Annotated in this window: 19 protein-coding genes; 14 read left to right on the top strand and 5 right to left on the bottom strand. The window is 63.7% G+C overall.

Going from position 1 to position 20,289, the window contains the following annotated elements:
- The first annotated feature begins 252 nt into the window (after positions 1 to 252).
- The 3 genes from CFB45_RS39795 (at position 253) to CFB45_RS37670 (ending at position 6,131) form a co-directional block, all read left to right on the top strand.
- Positions 253 to 3,111: an IS1096 element passenger TnpR family protein gene (locus CFB45_RS39795; protein WP_306427056.1), complete on the top strand. Its 2,859-nt coding sequence runs from the start codon at positions 253 to 255 to the stop codon at positions 3,109 to 3,111.
- Positions 3,112 to 3,270: 159 nt separating this feature from the next.
- Positions 3,271 to 5,058, top strand: coding sequence for an HsdM family class I SAM-dependent methyltransferase (locus CFB45_RS37675; RefSeq protein WP_200076513.1), 1,788 nt, complete (start codon positions 3,271 to 3,273; stop codon positions 5,056 to 5,058).
- Positions 5,055 to 6,131, top strand: coding sequence for a BsuBI/PstI family type II restriction endonuclease (locus CFB45_RS37670; protein ID WP_089430216.1), 1,077 nt, complete (start codon positions 5,055 to 5,057; stop codon positions 6,129 to 6,131). The genes CFB45_RS37675 and CFB45_RS37670 overlap by 4 nt, the downstream gene beginning before the upstream one ends.
- 354 nt (positions 6,132 to 6,485) lie before the next feature.
- Here CFB45_RS37670 and CFB45_RS37665 read toward each other — a convergent pair whose 3' ends face one another.
- The gene (locus tag CFB45_RS37665) at positions 6,486 to 9,152 is read right to left on the bottom strand and encodes an AAA family ATPase (protein WP_089430215.1); all 2,667 of its coding nucleotides are present in this window, start codon (positions 9,150 to 9,152) and stop codon (positions 6,486 to 6,488) included.
- 592 nt (positions 9,153 to 9,744) lie between these two features.
- Here CFB45_RS37665 and CFB45_RS37660 point away from each other — a divergent pair.
- The 11 genes from CFB45_RS37660 to CFB45_RS37610 all read left to right on the top strand — a co-directional run bounded on the left by CFB45_RS37660 (position 9,745) and on the right by CFB45_RS37610 (position 17,377).
- On the top strand, positions 9,745 to 10,419 hold the full coding sequence (locus CFB45_RS37660; protein WP_089430214.1) for a helix-turn-helix domain-containing protein: 675 nt from the start codon (positions 9,745 to 9,747) through the stop codon (positions 10,417 to 10,419).
- Between the two features lie 4 nt (positions 10,420 to 10,423).
- Positions 10,424 to 10,693 (top strand): hypothetical protein, encoded by a 270-nt coding sequence (locus tag CFB45_RS37655; RefSeq protein WP_089430213.1) that lies wholly within the window; start codon positions 10,424 to 10,426, stop codon positions 10,691 to 10,693.
- A gap of 13 nt (positions 10,694 to 10,706) precedes the next feature.
- On the top strand, positions 10,707 to 11,789 hold the full coding sequence (locus CFB45_RS37650) for a hypothetical protein (RefSeq protein WP_089430212.1): 1,083 nt from the start codon (positions 10,707 to 10,709) through the stop codon (positions 11,787 to 11,789).
- Positions 11,790 to 11,799: 10 nt separating this feature from the next.
- Entirely contained in the window at positions 11,800 to 12,045 is a 246-nt protein-coding gene (locus CFB45_RS37645) for a hypothetical protein (RefSeq protein WP_089430211.1), read from the top strand.
- A gap of 9 nt (positions 12,046 to 12,054) precedes the next feature.
- Positions 12,055 to 12,345 (top strand): hypothetical protein, encoded by a 291-nt coding sequence (locus CFB45_RS37640; protein ID WP_089430210.1) that lies wholly within the window; start codon positions 12,055 to 12,057, stop codon positions 12,343 to 12,345.
- Positions 12,342 to 12,767: a hypothetical protein gene (locus CFB45_RS37635; RefSeq protein ID WP_089430209.1), complete on the top strand. Its 426-nt coding sequence runs from the start codon at positions 12,342 to 12,344 to the stop codon at positions 12,765 to 12,767. Before CFB45_RS37640 ends, CFB45_RS37635 begins: the two co-directional genes overlap by 4 nt.
- A 4-nt stretch (positions 12,768 to 12,771) precedes the next feature.
- Complete coding sequence (locus CFB45_RS37630; RefSeq protein ID WP_089430208.1) at positions 12,772 to 13,107, top strand: hypothetical protein; 336 nt, start codon at positions 12,772 to 12,774, stop codon at positions 13,105 to 13,107.
- A 189-nt stretch (positions 13,108 to 13,296) separates the two neighbouring features.
- Positions 13,297 to 14,019 carry a 3'-5' exonuclease gene (locus CFB45_RS37625; RefSeq protein ID WP_256978545.1) on the top strand — a complete coding sequence of 241 codons (723 nt, stop codon included), beginning with the start codon at positions 13,297 to 13,299 and terminating at the stop codon, positions 14,017 to 14,019.
- A gap of 202 nt (positions 14,020 to 14,221) precedes the next feature.
- Positions 14,222 to 14,650 (top strand): hypothetical protein, encoded by a 429-nt coding sequence (locus tag CFB45_RS37620; RefSeq protein ID WP_089430206.1) that lies wholly within the window; start codon positions 14,222 to 14,224, stop codon positions 14,648 to 14,650.
- A 2-nt stretch (positions 14,651 to 14,652) separates the two neighbouring features.
- Complete coding sequence (locus CFB45_RS37615; RefSeq protein ID WP_089430205.1) at positions 14,653 to 16,482, top strand: phage integrase family protein; 1,830 nt, start codon at positions 14,653 to 14,655, stop codon at positions 16,480 to 16,482.
- 25 nt (positions 16,483 to 16,507) lie between these two features.
- Positions 16,508 to 17,377, top strand: coding sequence for a DUF4238 domain-containing protein (locus tag CFB45_RS37610; protein ID WP_089430204.1), 870 nt, complete (start codon positions 16,508 to 16,510; stop codon positions 17,375 to 17,377).
- Between the two features lie 73 nt (positions 17,378 to 17,450).
- Here CFB45_RS37610 and CFB45_RS37605 read toward each other — a convergent pair whose 3' ends face one another.
- The 4 genes from CFB45_RS37605 to CFB45_RS37590 form a co-directional block, all read right to left on the bottom strand.
- Entirely contained in the window at positions 17,451 to 17,816 is a 366-nt protein-coding gene (locus tag CFB45_RS37605; protein WP_144025290.1) for a hypothetical protein, read from the bottom strand.
- A gap of 91 nt (positions 17,817 to 17,907) precedes the next feature.
- Positions 17,908 to 18,339: a hypothetical protein gene (locus CFB45_RS37600; protein WP_144025289.1), complete on the bottom strand. Its 432-nt coding sequence runs from the start codon at positions 18,337 to 18,339 to the stop codon at positions 17,908 to 17,910.
- Complete coding sequence (locus tag CFB45_RS37595; RefSeq protein WP_256978544.1) at positions 18,315 to 19,598, bottom strand: DUF6402 family protein; 1,284 nt, start codon at positions 19,596 to 19,598, stop codon at positions 18,315 to 18,317. The genes CFB45_RS37600 and CFB45_RS37595 overlap by 25 nt, the downstream gene beginning before the upstream one ends.
- Before the next feature lie 81 nt (positions 19,599 to 19,679).
- A complete protein-coding gene (locus CFB45_RS37590; RefSeq protein WP_089430200.1) occupies positions 19,680 to 20,225 on the bottom strand; it encodes a hypothetical protein in 546 nt (181 codons plus the stop codon).
- Positions 20,226 to 20,289: the final 64 nt, after the last annotated feature.

Genomic DNA, 20,289 nt, shown 5'->3' with positions numbered 1-20,289 from the left:
ATGGGAACGGGCAGTCCGATTTTTTTTACTACTCATCCTTGTCTGCTAATTCGTATTAGCAGCCTGTCGTTTAATTGCTAGAATAGGTTGGTTTCCATTTGCTTATTTAGGGTCGCCTCCTTTAAATGCCGTCCGTCACGGTGCTGCCCCGTTCCCCCCGCCTGCCTGCGCGCGTCACCCTCCGCGATCCCGCGGGAGGCACCCAGCCTGCCCGCACTCGCGTCATCGGTCCGGACGGGGGAGGGCCATCGGATGGCTAACCGGCCGCAAGCGGTCGCGGTGCCGCCGCCGGCGACCTATACGCGCACCGACTTCGCCGCACTGCGCGCGCGCATCCAGGGCATCCCCGCGGCGGCCATCGCGCGTCGTTTTTACGACGTCGAGGACAGCGCGGTGCCGGCCGAGGCCGACGCGGTCGAGCGCCATCTGGCCACGATGCGCGACGCGTTGGTGCGCCTGGCGCTGCTCAACGGTTCCGCGGCGCTGGCCGACCACTTGCGCGCGTCGATGCGGCAACACGGCGAGGCGAAGCTCACCGCCTTGACGCTGCGCATGGTCGAGGACGCGGCCAAGCTCGCGGCGGCCGCGCCTGCGGCCGATCACGCGCTCGCGTTGTGGTTTCGGCCACTCGTCGCGCAGCGTCTGGTCGGGGAGGGGATCGCGACGCTTGGCGCACTGATCGCGTATTGCAACCGGCACGGCGGCAGCTGGTGGCGCTCGATTCCCCGCATCGGCCCGCTGCGCGCGAAAACCCTGGTTGCGTGGCTGCGCCGGCACGAGGCGACGCTCGGCGCGCGGGTGGACGCCGACGTCGATGTGACGCCGCTTACTCCTGCCCCCGACCGCGCGATCGTGGTCGGTCCGGGTACGGACGGGCTTGCGCCGCTCGAGCGGCTTGCGGCGCCGGTCGAACTGTCGGGGGCGGGCGGCACGAACCGCGCGGTCGGGTTCCCGTTCATCCGCGCCGAGCACGACCTGGCCGCGCTGCACGCGTGGCTCATGCGCTATCGCGACCGGCCCGCGACGCTGCGCGCTTACACGCGCGAGATCGAGCGCTTCGTGCTGTGGGCGCTGAAAGTGCGCGGCGTCGCGGTGTCGTCGCTGCGGGTCGAGGACTGCGACGCCTACAAGGATTTTTTAGCGCAGCCGAGCGCGGACTTCTGCGGTCCGAAACGACCCCGCGCGAGCGGCCGATGGCGGCCGTTTACCGGCTCCCTGTCGGCCGACAGCCAGGCCTATGCCGTCCGCATGCTGCGCATGGCGTTCGACTGGCTGGTCAAGGTCCGCTATCTGGCCGGCAACCCGTTCAGCGCCGTCACGCTGCCGGCGACGCTCACGCGCGAATGGTCGCTGCAGGTCGAGCGCGCGCTGGCGCCGGACTTGTTGCGCACTCTGCGCGAGACGCTCGACGCGCACTGCGCGCGAGCGGATGACGACGCGGTGCAGTGGCGCATCGCGCGCGCGGCGATCGGGTTGATGGTCGATTCGGGTCTGCGTCGCGCCGAAGCGGCCAGCGCCCGGCACAGCGGCTTAAAACGCGTCGACGGCATCAAGGGGCAATCGGTGTGGACGCTCACGCTGGTCGGCAAGCGCAGCAAGGTGCGCACGGTGCCCGTCAGCCCGGCGACGCTCGAGGCACTGCGCGCGCACTGGGCGGATCGCGGACTCGCGTGGGAGGGGAGGGGCGTGAGCGAAGCCCGTGATGCGACGGCGAACGATCCGCCACTGATCGCGCCGCTGGCGATTCCCGGCACCGCAGCGGCCCAGGCGCGGCACGGCGAGGGGTTGGTCGCCGAGGGCGGTCCCGATGTGGGTTCGTATACGCCCGATGCGCTCGGTCGCCTGGTGCGCACCGCGCTCAGCCGCCTGCAGGGCGAGTTGCAGCGGTGGGGTGCATTGTCGCTGTGGGATGCGGCGCAACTGCAAAGAGCCAGTGCGCATGCGCTGCGCCATACGTTCGGCACCGACGCGACCGCGCGCGGCGTGCCGATCGACGTGGTGCAGCAAATCCTCGGCCACGCGTCGCTCGCCACCACCTCGATCTACGTGAAGGCGCAGCAGCAGCGCGTACTCGAAGCGGCCCTCGACTATTACCAGCAGCAGGCGCAGGCGGTGCCCGCCGAATCGGCGGGGGCGTTCGCGCCGCAGTGGATCCGTGACGACGAACAGGGCGACGCCTTCAGTGCGCGCAACGATGACGAGGTGGCCGGGATGCGGACCGCACCGATCAAGCTCACGCTGCGCGTTGAGAACGTCGCGCCCACCGGGCGGGGGCGGGCGCGCACGATTCGCGCGCTTGAGCGCGGCATCCTGGCCGATCACGCGGCCGAGCGCCTCGCGCCCGGCGTGTACGCACTCAAGGTGCTGCACGAAGGCGACGCGGCACTCGACGTTGCGCTCGACGATCTGTTCGACGAGATCCGCGACGAAGCGCATCTGCATCATTGCGTGGCCGAGATCGATGCGCAGTGGGTCGGCACGGCCCGCACGTGGACCTATCGGGTGCCGGCCGGCAATGTGATTCCGTTTCCGGGCGGGGCGGGAAGTTCGGCGTCGGCAGCCGGAAATGGCGTCGAGGCGCCGCCCGGCCCGCGTGTGATGCGGCTGCGGGTCAGTCTGCAGGGCGTGATGCCGGAAATCTGGCGTCGCCTCGAGGTGCCGGCTGACATGTCGTTGGCCGAGCTGCACGACGTGATCCAGGCGGCCATGGGCTGGCACGACCGGCATCGCTACGGGTTCGGGTTTGCGGGTCCGGTTGGAGCGCTGAATCCGTTGGCGAGCGGCGCCGCCGACGTGCGGCTCGAGGAGGTGGCGGCGATCAGTGCGGCGCTGACCTACACGTACGATCTCGACGACGACTGGCGGCATGCGGTCACGATCGAGGCGGTCGGGCCGGTGGCCGCGGGCACGCGCTATCCGCGGTGCGTCGCCGGCGCCGGGGCGTGTCCACCCGAGGACTGCGGCGGCCCTGCAGGTTACGCGCAGCTCGTGCGCACGCTCGCCGGCCGGATGACCGATGCCAAGCGCGAGCTGTTGGCGTGGCTCGGCGAGCCGTTCGATCCGGACGGGTTTCGATTACCCGAGGCGAATGCGCGGCTCGCGGTGCTCTGACGTCTACGGGGCATTGTGCATTTTGAGGATCTGTCCGGATTCTCGTCGTTGCGCTGACCTCGGCTTTGTCTTGATGCATGCTTCTGCAAGGCCGATGGCCCGCTGGAGATTGTGCTGACGCGATACAATCTCCCCAACTCTGAACTGAGACCTTTCACCATGTCCAAACCAGCCCGTCAGGCTTGGGTCGATCCCGCTGTCGATCCGCTCACGCGATATGCCGCGTGCAAGGCGATGGCGCGCGGGTACGCCGAAGCACGCAAGACCGAAAAGACCCGCATCTCGCATGCGCGCGCGTTCTGTACCGCCGTCATCGTGAGTTATTGGGCGACGCTGTGCGAACGGCATAAGACGGCGATGAAGGTTCGGCCGATGCCCTTGTCCGCACCGACCCTCGCAATCGACGTACAACGAACGGCTCAGGATGTGGGCAGCCTTATTGCCGAGTTTCCGGCTGAAGATGCCGGATATCTCATCGGCTCAATCTACACGGTCATGCTGCCGCCCGCGCTGCGTTCGCAGCTCGGCGCGTATTACACCCCTCCGCCGCTGGTCGCGCGCTTGCTTGATCTCGCTGAACAAGCAGGTTTCGACTTCACTCATGGCACCGCAATCGACCCGGCGTGTGGCGGGGGCGCATTCCTCGCGCCGGTCGCGTTACGGATGTGGCAGCGGGATAACGGCGCGTCTCCGGAATGGACCTTCAGGCGCATTGCGAAGCGATTGCGCGGCATTGAAATTGATCCGTTTGCCGCATGGATGACGCGGGTTCTGCTCGAAGCGGCCCTGATGCCGCTTTGTGTGGCAGCCAAGCGTCGACTACCCGACCTGGTTACCGTCGCCGACGCGCTGCGGCCGCAAGACGTCGGCACCTTTGACCTGGTGATTGGCAATCCCCCTTACGGGCGCGTCACCCTGGACGAGCCGATGCGCAATCATTACGCTCGATCGCTTTACGGTCACGCGAATCTTTATGGCCTCTTCACCGATCTCGCTTTGCGGCTGGCGAAACCCGACGGCGTAGTCGCTTACCTGACGCCGACATCGTTTTTGGGTGGGCAGTATTTCAAGGCGTTGCGTCAACTTTTGATCGACGAGGCGGCGCCCGTGGCATTCGATTTCGTCGCTGATCGCGAAGGTGTGTTCGATGACGTGCTGCAGGAGACGTTGCTCACGGCATACACGCGAAAGCCTCATTGCTTCGCTCCGATTGTCTCGGTGGTTGTGCCGAAAGGGTTGAACGCTGCGAAGATTGAACGTGTCGGTGAGGTGTCGCTTACCGCAACCGGTGATCCGTGGCTGTTGCCGAGAACCGCAACGGATGCGTCGTTCCTCAAAGCGATTGCGAACATGCCGACCCGGCTATCGGACCTCGGGTACACGGTTTCAACAGGCCCCTTGGTCTGGAACCGCCACAAGGCGCAACTGCGTACCGAGGCAGGCGACGGTGCGCTGCCGCTGATCTGGGCGGAATCGGTCACGTCTGACGGATTCGTTTTCAGTGCGGACCGTAGAAACCACGTGCCGTATATCGCGGTACATGACGACCAGCCCCATTTGATTATCCGGAAATCGTGTGTGCTCGTTCAACGAACCACGTCGAAAGAGCAGAACCGCCGTCTGTTGGCCGCGATGTTGCCGCAGTCGTACTTGGATAAATCGGGTGGCGCCGTCGTCGAGAATCACCTGAATATGATTCTCGCTCCGTCGCCGGATGTGGGCCGTGTAAAGCCTGGCACGATCGAGGCGCTGTTGAACACCGAGGCCGTTGACCGCGCTTTCCGATGCATTAGCGGGAGCGTGGCTGTATCGGCTTATGAGCTGAATGCGTTGCCGTTGCCCAGCCTTGATCAGTTGATCGCTTTGGAAAAGTTGATCGAAAAGGGCGGTTCGAAACAGGCTGTCGAGCGTGCAGTGGCCAGCTACTACGGAACGATTGAATTGTGACGCTTTGCGCCATCCCCCCGCTCAACATCATCGCTGAACGTTTGCCCTTGATATTTCCAGAAGGTACTGAGCACCGCAATTATGTGGTGCGTGAAATGGCTGCGCGCACGATCTATGTGATGTTCTACGTCGGTGCCGTTGAAGGGGCCGACGAATGGCTGCGGCCGAGCCAAGTGACGGATATGAGCGACGAGCAGGCAGAGAAGACCGACGAAAGTAGTCGTCGAGCCTGGATCGCGAACTCCATGTCGACGAAGAAGGTTCGACCCGCGCATGCATGGTACGCACCCAACAGTCGCGAGCCGGTTCGAGATGAGACCATCCGTACGGGTTTGATTCCCTGCCGTGCCGTTGTCGAGCGCGACGGAATTCCCACGACATCGTCCAAACCGAAATACGCGCTCAACGCCGAGTTTGCAGCGCTCTTCAATCCTGACCTGACGGATGATGCTCTGGGCGTAGCCGTCGAGACGTGGCAAGCGGCCCACCTCTCAAAAGCGGCAATGTCGCGCTTGCGTTTGATGAAGCGGGGCGCGGCAGTGGCGAAAGATGCCGTTGTAGTAACCTTTCCCAACGGCGAGACAAGGACGCTTGCCCCAGGACCATCGAGCGTGATTGCGAAGGCAGTCATCGAAGTATTTGCACCGCGCTTCTTAAAGCAGCCGACCGTGCTGTGGTTATCGGAGTCGGGTAATAAAGTCGTCGCGCGTGATGAAAATCTCGCCAACGAGCTGGGTCTAAAGATCGACGTGACGAAGGCGCTTCCCGACATCATCCTCGTTGACTTGGGGGCCGACGATGGTGGTTCGGACATGCTGGTAGTGTTCACGGAGGTGGTCGCGTCCGACGGTCCGATCACTCGCGAGCGAAAAGTGGCGCTTACTGCGATGGCGTTGGAGGCGGGATTCGACGAACGGCACCTCGCGTTTTTGACCGCATACCTAGATCGCTCTGGACAACCCTTCAGAAAGAGCATTTCGGAATTGGCTTGGGGATCTTACGCTTGGTGTGCGTCAGAGCCGGAGTACCTCATGGAGCTCTGGACCGGAGAGGCCCGGAAACTCACCAATTAAAAACGTTGAACCGCACCTCTACTCAGGCGCTACGGATTCCTGAACTTGGAGGTGGCAGGGCGACGCTTGGCGACGGGCACATTGACGAGCGCGGCGATCTTGAAACAGCAGCGAATGCGTCAGGAAGCGGCGAAGTATCACGCGCGGCTGGTGGCCCGACGCGGCAAGTACGCGCCGCTGACGACACCCGTATCTGGAACGACGGGCCGACAGTCTCGCGTCGATCAGCCGTGCCTGACGCCTGCCGGCTCGCCGTGGGCGTTTTGCTCGCCGGCATGGTTCGCCCGCCGGCAGCACGCGGACTGCGGACACGGTCAACTGCACCCCCGCCTGATGTCGCGCGAGTCTAGGCGTTCATAACGGACGCGCGTCCGATGACTGAGTGAAGGCAGTAAAAAGGGCTGACCTACTGGCCGTGCCTTTAGCAATCCCGTCCACTCGCTTATTGAGCGTCTCGCGCCACTTGGCCAAGCGCTCGATGTCGTCGCAGAGTTCGTCGGGGTCTGGTATAGGAAGCCTGCCGACAGCCGCTGCAGGGTCGTGCTCGAACTTCGAAGACTTGGTCATGCCGGCGTCGATCTCGTGATAGTCGTCGTCTGTGACCGTCACCCCTTTGAGGCGTTGGGTCGACACGCCCTCGCCGAAGCGTTGCACTGCCCCGTTGAGCAGCACCTCCTCGATGCAGCGCTCCCACGCGAGTCGGAGCTGGCCATAGCACTTGGCCGTCAGCTGGCGCTGCAGGTCTTCGTCGCCTTCCTTCGCCGCCTTGCGCACATCGACCAGAAGCTGCCTCAGGCGACCCAGGCGGTCCTTCGTGCCCAGCACGTCGAAGGGCAAATCCTCGGAATGGACACCATAGCCGTCCGACGTCCTCCGGATGTAGTTCTTGGTCAGCGTTGCGCCGACCTCCTCTGCCTTCTGCTCCAAGATGAGAAGAAAGTAGATGTCGTGGGTGAAGACGATCACCTGCCGGGTCAGCGACTCTCTCGCTAAGCGCTCAGCGACCTCCCAGCGGCGCCGATGGTCCAGCGACGAGACGGGGTCGTCGAGAACGATGCCGCCGCGCCCCTTGCCAAGTCGAATCTCCGCCATAAAGGATGCAATCGCAATGGCCCGCTGCTCACCTTCGCTGAGGATGGCCGCCGGCGTCCCGCCACCCGGCAACTGTAGGGTGAGCTTGAACTGGGTTTTACCGCCTGGCGACTCGGGCTTCATCACGACACGGAGGTGATGGACCTTGAGGAGCTTGAGTTCAGTGTTGAGGGCATCGGCCAGTTCCTGGCTGGCCGTCGTGCGAGAGAGCTCCGTGGACTTCCTGGAAATACCCCGCGTCTCCATGCCATCGATGCAGGCCTGCAGCTTACGGCAGAGATCGTGTTTGGTCATCGCCTCGAGCACCGCGGCCTTGACTTCAGCCAGCCTGCGGCGAGCATCGAGTTCCGCCCGCTCCGCGACCATGGCAGCTTTGAGCTTTTCGTCAGCGGTGGCATCGAGCGCCTTGGACTGTTCCAGCAGGCGGTTGATGAGGTCGGCCAAGCCGGGCTGCGGATCGTCGGAGAGTTTTGGAAGTTCATCCCAGTCCAGTTTACCGGCGGCGGCTTGGAGGATGCCCGATTGGCGCGCCTTGAGGGCTTCCTGAAGGGCCGTACAGGCTGCAGCAACTTCCGGCCCGATCTCGGTCACCTCCTCGACCAACGCGTCGTGAAACATCAAGTCCACGCTCGCCTGCTGAATCGCCCTGAAGGGGATGGCAGCGGCCTCGCGCGCATCCTTCGCCGCCTTCTCGGCAGTGGCCTTGATGAAGGCATCGAATCGACGCAGCCGCGCCGCTCCCTCTTGCCCGAGGGCGTTCTGGCAGAGAGGACAGACTGCCTCTGGGGGAAGTTCAGAGAAATCGTGGCCCTCGTGGCTGAGCTCGGCAAATGTTCGGGCGGCCTCAAAGAGGGCCTTCCATTCCTCCCCACCAGTGCCGACCAGTTGGCCAGACGTCGCCTTGAACTCGGTGGCCGCGAGCTCTGCCGCTCCCTTGGCCGCATTCGACTTGCCAATCAACGCCTGAAGCGAACCGACTTTCTCGTCGTTCACGACACCGATCGCCGCGACGACACGTTCCTTCAGCGAGTTGAGGCGGCTGGCCTTCTGCCGCAGGGCCAAGGCCTTTTGCTTCGGATCGGCTTCGGCCAAGGTCTTGTTCAGCAAGGCGAGCCGCTCCAGTTCGGCTTCCCTGAGCGTGGCCAGTATCTCGATGTCCTCCGCCTTGGTCTTGGCAGGGATGCCGAGCAGCTTTCTGGCGACTTCGGTTTGCTCCCCGGCGAGGCCCGCATAGGCGGCATTGCTCGGGGCATTCGCAGCCTTATCCGCCGTGGCCCGAGCTTTTAGCTTGTTGCACGCGCCGACCAGTCCTTCCAGGATGTCCAGCCCATACGGAGCGTAGGCGAAGTCACCCTGGTTGTCGATGTAGGCGCGAGCGCAGTGCGAGTCGAATATGGCGATGTCCGACATGGGCTCGGGCGGCTCAGCGCCGTCTTTCCAGAGCAGATCGCTCGCGACGCCGTCGATCTCCGTCTCGAACGTGGCCTGGGCCGGTCCGCTCTTCCCGGGTTCCAGGTTCGCGTTGGGCAGGATGGGTTCGCGCCGGTCGCGCGCCCGGCATGCCTTCTTGAGCACCCGTGAGTATCCCGACTTCCCGACGCCGTTCTCACCGTAGATGCCTGTGATGCCTGCCCGGGCAACGGGAAGGCACGCACCGTTGGCCAATGCATTGACGTTGGCCAACATTTTGATGGCCGTCAGCAGAACGACGCGCGTCGGATTGGCCGGCGGCGCCACTTGGGCATCGTGGAGCTTTTTGGCCACGAGCCCTTCCGGAGCCGGGATGCCCACCTCGGCCTTGGCCAACGCGTAGAGGTCGTCCAGGTCGGCCGCGCTGAGCGTCCGGTCGGCATAAAGCCTAGCGATGGCGTCTTGTTGCCAGATGGCGAGAGCCTTGGACCACGCATGGATTTCTTGGAGGATCGTCACGGGCTTCTCCCCTATCAGCCGGTTACGACGTATGCCGGGATACGACTATGGAATCGGGCTCTTACGGACGGCCCCCGAAATCAAGTACGCGAAGTGACAAATTTAATTCGAACGGAGTCGAAGTGACAGCATTATTTTGGAGAGACTGCCGACAAAGTTGTCAATTCAGGCGGCGCTCGCCTTCGATGGCGGGTATCTCGAGTTGGCTCGTTCCTTTGCCCGACGCTCGACGACGCCTGGACCCAGCGCGTGACGGGCAAGTGCCGGCGCGCGCGCGCCGTGCCGCGCCGGTTGATCGATACGCTGCGCGCGCAGCTGGGCATCAACCTGGTGACCCAGGTGGGTCAAATCTAATGTGCTGCACAACGGCCCGCGTGGGTGACTTCTAAGTTGCTGTTGACAGCGTTACCTGAACCCGGGGGCCGAACGGTTTTTTCTTTCGTGTCGATCCGATGCCGCCATCTCTCCTTATCGGCATTGCGGTTAATGTGCCAAAACGCCGAAGGGCGGGTTATAACTACCCTTGACACGTCTTTAAGACGTGCTATGCTGAGTCATGCGTCTTTAAGACGGGTTCTGTTCAGGAGGCTTCATGTCGGTGTTGTACGTATATCGCTGCCCGGCCTGCGGCCACCGCGGCGAAGTCCATCACCCGGACGACAGCTACGACGGCGCGGCGGCCACCTGCGCGAAGTGTTATGGCCCGGTCGCGCTGGAGTGGGACGGGGGCGTGACGCTCGAAGTCGCGCCGCACGACGGCGGGCCGACGCCCGACGAGATCAAGTCGGCCCGCCAGCGCGGCCGGCGCACCCAGGCGCAGGCCGCCGCACTGCTCGGCGTGAAGGAGCGCCAAGTGCAGCGTTGGGAAGCCGGCCAGGCGCCGATGCCGATCGCCGCCTGGTTGCTGCTGCGCCGCTCGTGGGGCTACCGCTACCCGAGCGACTTCGCGCCGGCGCCGGGCCCGATGACGCGCGGTTGCGACACGCAGCGCGATCGCGCGCGCGACACCATCGAGCGCGGCGACGTGGTCGAGCTGCAGCCGCTCGACGGCCCGCTGCTGCGCGCGACCGTATGTCTCGATCGCGTGCACGACGGCCTGGTCGACGACGACGGCTACGGCGCGCTCGTCACCGAGTTTGTCGGGGCCGCCGGCGCAGGCGACGCATACCGCGGCTTCTTCATCGGCGAGCGCGTGACCTTTGCGCGGTCGAACGTGATCCACCTCGAGCAGCGCGTGCCGGCAACCGCTCGATCGACCGGAGCGTGAGGCCATGAGCAAAACCTTGAGCTACACGCAGTTGACCGCCTACGCCGAGCAGGACATGCGCAAGCATCTGGCCGACGCGGCCGCATATCTGGCCGCCGGCGACGTCGACAGCGCTCGCTTCGAGCGGGCCGCCGCGAGCGGTGTGTACGGCATGTGGACCACGCTGGTGGTTGAGCATCTCGATGGGTATCACCGAAAATCGTTCATGGCCGACTTCACGCGACTGGAAGCGCTGATGAATCCCGCCAGTGTCCCGGCTGCGGACGCAACTTAAACGGAGCCCTGCGATGCGCAAGGAATACGACCTGCAGACCGACGTGCTGGCGATGATCGTCGCGACCACGCCCGTGACGCCGAAGCACGCCGACCTGCTGACGGCCTTCGCGACGCGCACCGAGTTTCGCGGCGCGCGCCACGTGAAGGCACGCGACGAATTCAGTGCGCAGCCGGCGCGCATCATCGACGCCGACGGCCGCGAGATTGCGGCCGACTACCGCGCGTGGATCGACGCGCAGCTGGCCGCGCTCGGCTCGGCGCACGCCGTGTGGGAAGCCCACAAGGAGGCCGGTTACCGGCTGGTCGAAATCGAGCCGGTGCTGCATTACTTCGTCCACGATCGCGGCGGCGACCAGGACAACTTTGTGCAGCTCGAGATCTGGCAGGAGCAGGAATTCGTCGAGCGCGAGGTGTTCCCGCGCGATACGTCCTGGGGCCTGCCGTATGAAGCGGAACTACGCAACGGCTGGTGCAGCACGCCGATCGAACGATTCGAGCGCCGCTTGCTCGGCGCGCCGCGCTATCGTCTGGGGGCTGTCTCTGACGTAAAGCGCTTCATGGAGGTCGCCGAGGCCGTGTATCGGCTCCGCCGGCAGCGCGACGGCGATCGGCAGTTCATCGAAACCAATCGGGCGACCGGTGAGGAGCGCATCGTGTCCGTGCGCGACCTTGCGCCCGGCTACGATCGCCAGCAGTGGCGAGGACGTCGGTTCTTCGACGACTGGGCCGCCTCGAGCGCGGGCCGCGCCGGCGAACGCGTGTGCCTGCGCTGGGCGCTCAAGATCGACGACTACGACGACAAGCGCGGCGGGCGGCAGATGGATTTTGTGCCGGCCTGGACGCATACGCGCAAGGTGGCCGAACTGAAGAACACCGGCAAGCTCGACGCGTACAGCCTGTTCGGCAAGCTCAACCAGTTCGACGAGCGCATCGGCCATCGCTTCGCGTGGTACTTCTACGGCCTGCACGGCAATCTGATCAAGGAAGGGCAGATGACGCGCGTGCTCGAGGCGGCCGAGGCAGGGCTGATCGTGCTGCCCGAGCACGACTACCAGGTGCTGCGGCGCTGGGGCGACGATCGGTACGGGTTTTGACAGAGACGCGATGAAAACCACCGCTCGATACACGAAAGGCCGTGGCGACGCGTCGGTGCACGCGACGACACGTGTGTTCGCGTGGGAGGCCCACCAGCTGATCGAGCTCGACGTTGTTGGCATGCTCGACAACGAACAGCATTTCCGGATTCTCGCGACGGCCGAAGAGGCGGAGGAGCTTGCGCAGCAGCTGCTCCATGCGGCCGCAAAGATCCGGGCCGCGGCGACCTCCGATTCCACTAACCTCAACACCTGAAACTTCAACGTGCTCGACTACACCGTCTCGTACCCTGAACTGACCGCATCCGCCGAACGCCAGATCCGCGACTATATGACGTTCGCCGCAGCCACCGGCGACGATGCCGAACGCAGGGCACTGCATGCGTCCGCCGTCAGCCTGTTCGCGTACTGGGTCGGCTTCGTGAACGCCGCCCGAAAAACCGTCGACGACGCGGGACGGCAAGCGCTGCAGCGTGATGAGCACCGGCTGCTGGATCTGGTCAGCGCGGCGGCCGCATCGTCCGGGCGTAACACGCCGGAGCACCGCGCATCATGACCGCTGCCTTCGACCGTAACGCCGCGCTTGCCACCGTGAAGTTGACGCTTGCCGACGCAATCGCGCGCGACTATTCGAACGCTTTGTCGATTGACCGTTACGCGGGCGCCGGCGCGCTGGCGCATTGGCCTCCCAATCCGCATCGCTGCCACGAGCAGGTGGTGCGCTGGCTGCAATCGCATCCCGGAGACACGCCGGTGCGCGGCTGGCTCGCGGACGGTGGCGACGGGGCACAACAACGTTTCGTCGCGCACTCGCTGATCCGCAGCGCATCGGGCGCGTTGCTGGATGTCGCGTTTGCGCGGCCGTCTTATGCGCAGCGGTTTATCGAACACCCGGCGGCGGCAGGCGATTTCCTCGAGCTCGTCCTTGGCGAGCCGCCGGTGCCCGAACTCTACGTGTCGATTCCCTGCAGGAGTTAATTCCATGGCCCGCTCTTCCCGCAAAAAGCCACCAGCCCGACCGGCACCGCAGTACGTCAATGGCGTGGTGTTCACGCTCGCCATGCGGACCGGCGATGTCGAGGTGATCGGCATCCCGTTCGAGCACCGTGGACGGACATGGGCCGTTCATGCCATCGTCGGGCTCGATGATGTCCTGTGCTTTACGGTTTCCGACGTGCTGACGGGCGGGCACGTACCGAAGAGTGAGGCGTCGAGCATCGACGCGTCGCGCGCGGCGGCGATTGCCACGCTCGACAACGTCACGGACGAGAGCTGGGCCGATGCCTTCGGGCCCGCTCAAACCGCGACGCTCGAGTGACAACCTGCAAGGCACCCTGAGAGCGTCCCGATGCGCTACCCGAATCGCGCCGCAGCGCCCGTCGAGCTGCAGACGAAAACCGAACTGAAGCAGGCACGGCGCAATCTCGCCGGCGGCCAGGCACCGGTTGCGCATTACTGGCAGGGGCATACGTGGATCGCCCTTTACGATCCCGCGTCGACGGTGCCGATGCGCGCGGCTCGCGCGCCGAGCCCCGCGCAAGCGGCGGCGCTCGCGGCCGGCCGGGCGTTGGCCGGAACCCGGCCATGCGTGATATGCCGCGCGCGCACGGCGATCGAATGGCTGGATCGATACGGATGCTGCGACGCGTGCCTTGAGGACGTCGCCCGCGAGAAGCGGGACGACGCGGCCCGCAGCCTCAACATCACCGCGAACGCGTGGCTGGCCGCTGATCCGTTGTTCATCGATACCGAAACGACCGGCCTCGATCTTCGGGCGGCGATCGTCGAGATCGCGATTCTCGATCGCGCTGGCGCCGTGCTGCTCGACACGCTCGTGAAGCCTGCGATGCCGATACCAGCGGCCGCGACGGAGATCCATGGGATTACTGACGCGGACGTCGCCGGCGCGCCCAGCTGGACCACGATCGGCCCGCAGGTGGCCGAGCTGGTAGCGGGCCGGCTGTTGATCGCCCACCACGCGGCGTTCGACGAGCGCTTGCTGTACCAGACGTCGAGATCCCACGGCGTGACGTTGCCGACGCTGCGCATGGAATGCACGATGGAATTGCTGAACGGCTGGGCCGGTCGCTGGCTCAGTTTGGCCGACGCAGCACTGATGATCAGCGCTGACATGCCCGCGACCCGTCATCGGGCGTGCGCGGATGCCGAGCAATGCCGGCAGATCGTGCTTGCTGCGGCACGGGCGGCTCCGGTCTCCGTTCAGCCCTAAACCAAGCGCCGCACGAGCGGCATGCTACAACCGGTCCGGAGGACATCATGTTTCGCAATTGGATGGAGCGATTAGCGTGTCTGATGGGGGTGCATCGCTGGGTGCAGCATACCCATTACCACTACATCCTGAACGACAGCGGTCTCCATGCGTATCAATGCGAGCGCTGTGACAAGGTGCGGTCGTCGAATTTTCCGAGCCGATGAGAAAAGCTTCCCCCCATGGACGCCGGCCACTGACCCGGGCGCAGCTACTGCCGCTGCCGCCCGCCGAGCTGCGCCGGATCCAGCTGAAACACCATGTGGCGCTTGCCGCGCTGCGCGCCGAGAACGCCGACGCCGCTCAACTGGCTACGCTCCTGAACGCGATCTACCTCGCGTATTTCCTTGATCCGGCCGATCCGGCGTCGTGTCGGCGGGCCGAGTCGGCCGTCAATCAGTGCGCCACGCGCGCCGACCAGGGCGAGCCGTGGGCGCTGACCGATCTCGAGCGCGCGGCGATCGAGCACGTGCTTACGCGGCTCGATGCGCAGCTGGCCGCGGTACCGATGCACCGGTATCTCGCCGCATTCGAGCAGCTGCAGCGCGTCACCACGGCCGACGCGATCGCGTCACCGATTCCCGAGAATTGATCATGGCCAATCGTCCGCAAGAGCTGGCGCAGCTGCCGTTGCGCACCTATAGCCGCACCGAATTCACCGCGCTGCGCGCGCGCGTGAAAGGTCTGCCGCTCACGACGATCGAACGACTGTACTTCGATCCCGACGCCGATGAGCCGGTCGACGTCGCGCAGCTGCTGCGCACGATGCGCGACGACCTGGTCGCGGCCGCGCTGCGCGACGGCTCGCCGGTGCTGAAGTCGCACCTGCAGGCGACGATCGAGAAATACGGCGAGGCGCGCCTGACGCCGGTGTCGCTGCAGATGATCGAGCAGGTGGCCGGGCAGTGGACTGCCGCGGCGCCGGCCGCGGACCACCCGATCGGGCGCTGGTTCCGCCCGCTCGTCGCGGCGCGACTGGCGGGCGAAGGAATGCACACGCTGGGCGAGCTCGTCGCCTTCGTAAACCGCCGCGGCGGCCAGTGGTGGCGATCGGTACCGCGCATCGGCGTGGGCCGGGCCCGCGTGCTGGTCGCCTGGCTGCGCACGCACGCCGCGTCGATCGGCGCCGCGGTCGAACCTGACGTCGACGCCGGCGACACACTGGCGCCGACGTCGGCCGGCGTGATTGCCGGCGCCGGCCAGCTCGCGCCGCTCGAGCGCCTGGCGCTGCCGGTCGAGTTGTCCGGCGCGCAGGGCGCAAACCGGGCGCGGACGTTCGCCTATCTGACGGCCGCGCACGATCTGGATGCGGTGCGCGCGTATCTGCACCGCTACGACGACCGGCCCGCGACGCAACGGGTCTACAAAAAGGAGCTCGAGCGCCTGGTGTTGTGGTGCGTGGCCGAGCGCGGCGTCGCGCTGTCGTCGATGCGGGTCGAGGATTGCGAGGCGTACAAGGCGTTTCTCGCTGCGCCGGGTGAGCGCTTTACCGGGCCGCCCGGCGCGCGCACCAGCGGCCGCTGGCGGCCGTTCGCGCCTGGTGGCCTGGCACCGGAGAGCCAACGTTATGCGATCCGCACGATTCGGGCGGCGTTCACCTGGCTGGTGGCGGTACGCTACCTGGCCGGCAACCCGTGGCAAGCCGTGACCGATCCGAGCGTCGTGCGACGCGTGCGCAAGCTGCAGGTCGAGCGTGCGTTGCCGCTCGCGTTGTGGACCCGCGTGCGCGTGACGCTGGCCGAACGCGGCGAGCTGCAGGGCCCAAGCGGCCCCCGCTGGCGCGCCGCGCGCGCGCTGCTGCTGATCATGGGCGACGGCGGCCTGCGGATCGCCGAGGCGGCGGCCGCCGAACGCGCGACGCTGCACTGGCTGCCGGCCGACGATGACGCGCCGGCGAGCTGGCTACTCGAGGTGATCGGCAAGGGCAACAAGCAGCGCTTCGTGCCGATCAGCGACGAGTGCGTCGACGCGCTGCGCGCGCACTGGCGCGATCGCGCCCTGGACTTCGACGCGGCCGACTCGGCGGGCCCGCTGGTTGCGCCGCTGATCCTGCCGCCGACGCCGCGGGCGCGCGAGAAATTCGGCGTCGAGGTCGATGCCGACAGGGAAGGGAAGCCAACGAAGCCGGGCGGCTACTCGGTGCGCGGTGCACGCGGGCTCACGCAGTGGGCGATCGCGCAGTTGCTCGACGTGATGCCGGATCTGAGCGAGGCCGAGCGGCGCAAGCTGGCCAGCACGTCGCCGCATGCGTTCAGGCACACGGTCGGCACGCAGATGCTGGCCGCCGGCGTCGCGCTCGAGGTCGTGCAACGCACGCTCGGGCACGCGTCGCTCGGCACGACCTCGATCTACGTATCGCCGGAAGAGGCGCGCATGCGTCGCGAGGCGGCCAAGTATCACGCCAGACTGACGCGCCAGATCTGACCGTATACACGATCGTCGTTGAATCATGGAACAGACCAAGCACAAGCCAGAGCCCGTTCAACCCGGAAACCCGCACCAGTTGACGCGAAATCAGCACATTTTCCCGCGGGCGAGCATTGAGCGGTTCCGCAATCCGGAAACAGGCTTGTCGGCGCTAAGTCTCGCTGCAAAAAAGATCATCTCCAACCTCGATGCCAGGAACAAACTCTTTTGCGCCAACCATGTATGGGATCAGCGGGCAGAAGGGGGATTCGGTGCAGGCATCGAAAGCGATTTTCAGTCACTCGCCGAGCGGCTGATCAAGGGGGACACGCGGTGGCTAAGTTTGAATCACCGGCTGATCACGCGGTTCTACGCACTATGGCAAGGGCGAGCGCAGTACGCTGATAATCCCGAACCTGCAGTCAAGTTCAATGCCGGGCGCGGCACTCCAGACCTGACCAGGGATTTTAAGGAGCGCTTGGAGGCGGGGCATACGTCTTACATTGACGAAGAGAACTCGCTACCGAGTCGTCAGGCCACCGGGCTTCATATCGAATTTGGGATCATGATGGCGATGAGGGAGCATGGTGCGTTGGAGTGGCGCTTGTGCCACGCGAGCCCGGACGCGGGGGAATTCCTCCTACCCGATACACCGGCGAACTTCTATATTCCCCTCACACCGACTCTGGCCTTGCTCGGTGCGTCAGACATCGACGTCGCGCGGCCGAACGTGATGAAAATCATCAATCTGACAGCACTTGCCCACAGCCGTCGATTCGTGATTGCACGTGATTGGACCCGCTGCTTCGTTGCCTATAACCAACATCAATATACGCATTCGCGATTGCGGTCCCGCCTCAATCTGTTCCCTGACGATTGCGTGGCCGCAAGCGCTGCCGCAAATCAAGACTGACCGAGCCTGATGGCTCGTCAGCGTAGGGGCGAGCGACGGTGGAGCCGTTAGATGGCTGTCTGGGCGGCTGCTCTCAGCGAAGCCAAATCGGAATTCTTGCGAAGATCCGATCGCTCGCGGTGGGCGGCAGCGAGATCGAACGCATGCTGTCGTACTGATCCGACGCGTCGAAGTAAATCAATTTGCCATCGCGGATCTTGATCGAATCTTCACCCGGCCGGCCGTCCCAAAAAACGAAAAATAGGCGCGTGGCGAGCGTCGAGCCATTCGCATCGGTGATGACGAGTTTGACCTGCTCATTCTGATCCGCAAAAAGTCCATGACTGCGCCCACCACTTCCGCAGATGTTGATGATGTAGGTCGTGCCGTCGACCTGTTTGATTCCACCATTCATCTCGGCGTTGTAGTTGAAGCGCTGACAATCGGTATCGTCAGTCATGATCTCGCCAAAACTGATGAGCGAGAAGCAGGCCAACAAGCTCACTGCAACGATCGCCAGACCTAAGCGCTTCACCCGATGAGTCGCCATCCTATGAAAAGAACGCGAGCAGTCGTTGCAGCAAAGGTATGCGTGCCGTCCACCAATCCATCCTGGAAGGCGGCATGGAAATGAAGCGCAACGGGGACGACTTCGACTGGTCGTAGTAGAAAATGTTGTCGTCACCGTACTCCAGCTCCCTGGGTGCTGCATCGTTAATTGTGCGCACCGCAAAGTATCTCTCCGCCAGCACATCCCCTGCCGGCCCCTTCACCTGGAGTCGAATTTCGTCACCATCGCCAAAAGAGCGAGGCGCCCCACACATCTCAATTTTGTACTTCTCGCCGGCGAACTCTTTCGTTCCGCCGTTAAGAGCCTGGGTGTAGCTCTCGCAACCTTCGTATGACTTCCGTAACGCAAGAGACGGGATCGCCAGCACCAAGAGTAGTGCAATCGCGATTACATGTTTTCTGGTGACCTGCATATTTCGCCGAGGCTGATCTTAATGGGATTGGTCAACTTGAGATATTGCAGGTTTGAATATATCACGAAATCCTCTCCGCGATTATGCTTGCTTCTCCAGTCGTTATACGTCCGGTTGAAAACGGGATAGTGCACGTCACACGCTCTAAATTTCTTGACGACGCCTTTTCGTGTATCGATTGGCTTATCTAGAAAATCATCAATCAGATACTTCCATTTAATCGTCGATTCGACGTCGGGTGAATTGCCGAGGTTCGAGTTGACGCCGCTCCGATACAAAAGCTCCCGGATTCTCCCGCCATTCGTGATCACCATGCCGCTTTTGTTCCAGTGTCCCAAATACTGACTGCTCGATGGCGGCTTCCCGTCATTGAAGGAATAGCTGTCTTTTATGTATACGTAGATATGAGTTATGGACGCGGTCAAGTCGGCGCAGTAAGATTTCGTCCTTTCATGGTTATTGTATTTGTAATATCGGTCTCCGGAAAACTCAACGCGCCCGATCGCGGCATAGATGTTGAAGTTCGCGAGGGCGGCGGTCAAATCGGTCGGCGCATACGGGAGGCCTCCCGTCGTGTCAAAGCTGGACACATTGACCAGCTGAAACTGCCACTTCTTGCAGAACTCGACGAGATTGCCTTTGTCGCCAACCGTCTGAAAATCAAAATCCACCGACGACCCGAATTTTTCCTTCACCACATGCCGTAGCCGATCTCGCAAAAGGGCTCTGGCATTCTCGTTGTAGATGTTTTTCGAGATAAGCTCGTCATAACGCTCGCGGACCTTCCCGAACTTGAGCGCCCACTCAAGCGTCACGATCGTGTTGTCAAACGGCTGGTCCGTTTTGAAGCTGTCATCCCAAACGTGCTTCGGGCCGCTGAACCATCGCCTGGCAAGCTTGGCCGCAACAGGCCATCTCATCCGCTCCATCGCCTCGGGAACATCCAGCAGATCAAACGGAGGGGGATTCTCGCAATCCTCCGCGTCGGCGGGCTCGGACGACTTGGGAGGCGGGGCCGGCTTGGGTGGCGGTGCCTTTGGAGGCTCCGGCGCTTTCGTCGTCTCGGGCTTTGCCGGCTTGGGCTCCGGAAGCTTGAAGGGCTTGGGCTCTCCGGGAGCAAGCCTGTCCATGCAAACCCCTTGCGATGTATTCAACGGAACGCATCCGTTAATTCCAGCATATTCCTTCCACTTTGGCAGCGAAAATGGAATCGATGACGACTTGATTTCATAATACGGCACTTTTTGAACAACTGGCATGGATGGATAACGCCTAGGAATGAACTCGCATCAGAATAATCGATACCTCGACGCATCCGGCGATAATAATGAAAACAACTGTTAGATCAGGCCGCGTACGCGAAGATCGTAGAGATATGGACAATCCTCCGGTGGCACTATCGATATAGGAGGCTTTTTCGCCAGACGCGCCAACATCGCACGCTCGAGCTCCGTTGACGCCTCATCGAGCCATTCAGGCGACCTCGACAGCATCCATGCATACCATGCCGATGCTGAGAGCAACCTCCCGCCAGCAGGGCGGGACGGTACGTCGACCGCATCCCTCCACGAGAATCCCGTACTGAATCGCACATCGGCCAACCGCAGGTGCCTGTTGGTGCAGACGAAGACGAAGGCACGATAGGGCCGATTGTCATAAAGCACGTTCGGCTCATGTTCGGCATGCGCGCCGAGCTTGATCGGTCCGGTCCATTCGAAATCCACAAATGCACCTGTCCGCGCGGCTTGATCCGGATTGTATGCGACGCCTTCGATGCAGGCGTTCAAGCCAGCGTCGCCGAGGAAGGGGCCCGCAGCGAATTCGCCAGATTCAACGATCCTGCGTGCAATGTCGGGCGCCGTTTCGTGCGTCAGTTTGATCGCCATAGGGGTGTGATCTCGATTTGCTGAATCCCTAACCTTTAGGGCAGAGGCCCGGTAATCGACGGTA

It is taken from the genome of Burkholderia sp. HI2500 (assembly GCF_002223055.1).
GTDB lineage: Bacteria > Pseudomonadota > Gammaproteobacteria > Burkholderiales > Burkholderiaceae > Burkholderia.
This window is presented reverse-complemented; position numbering and strand designations above follow the sequence as displayed.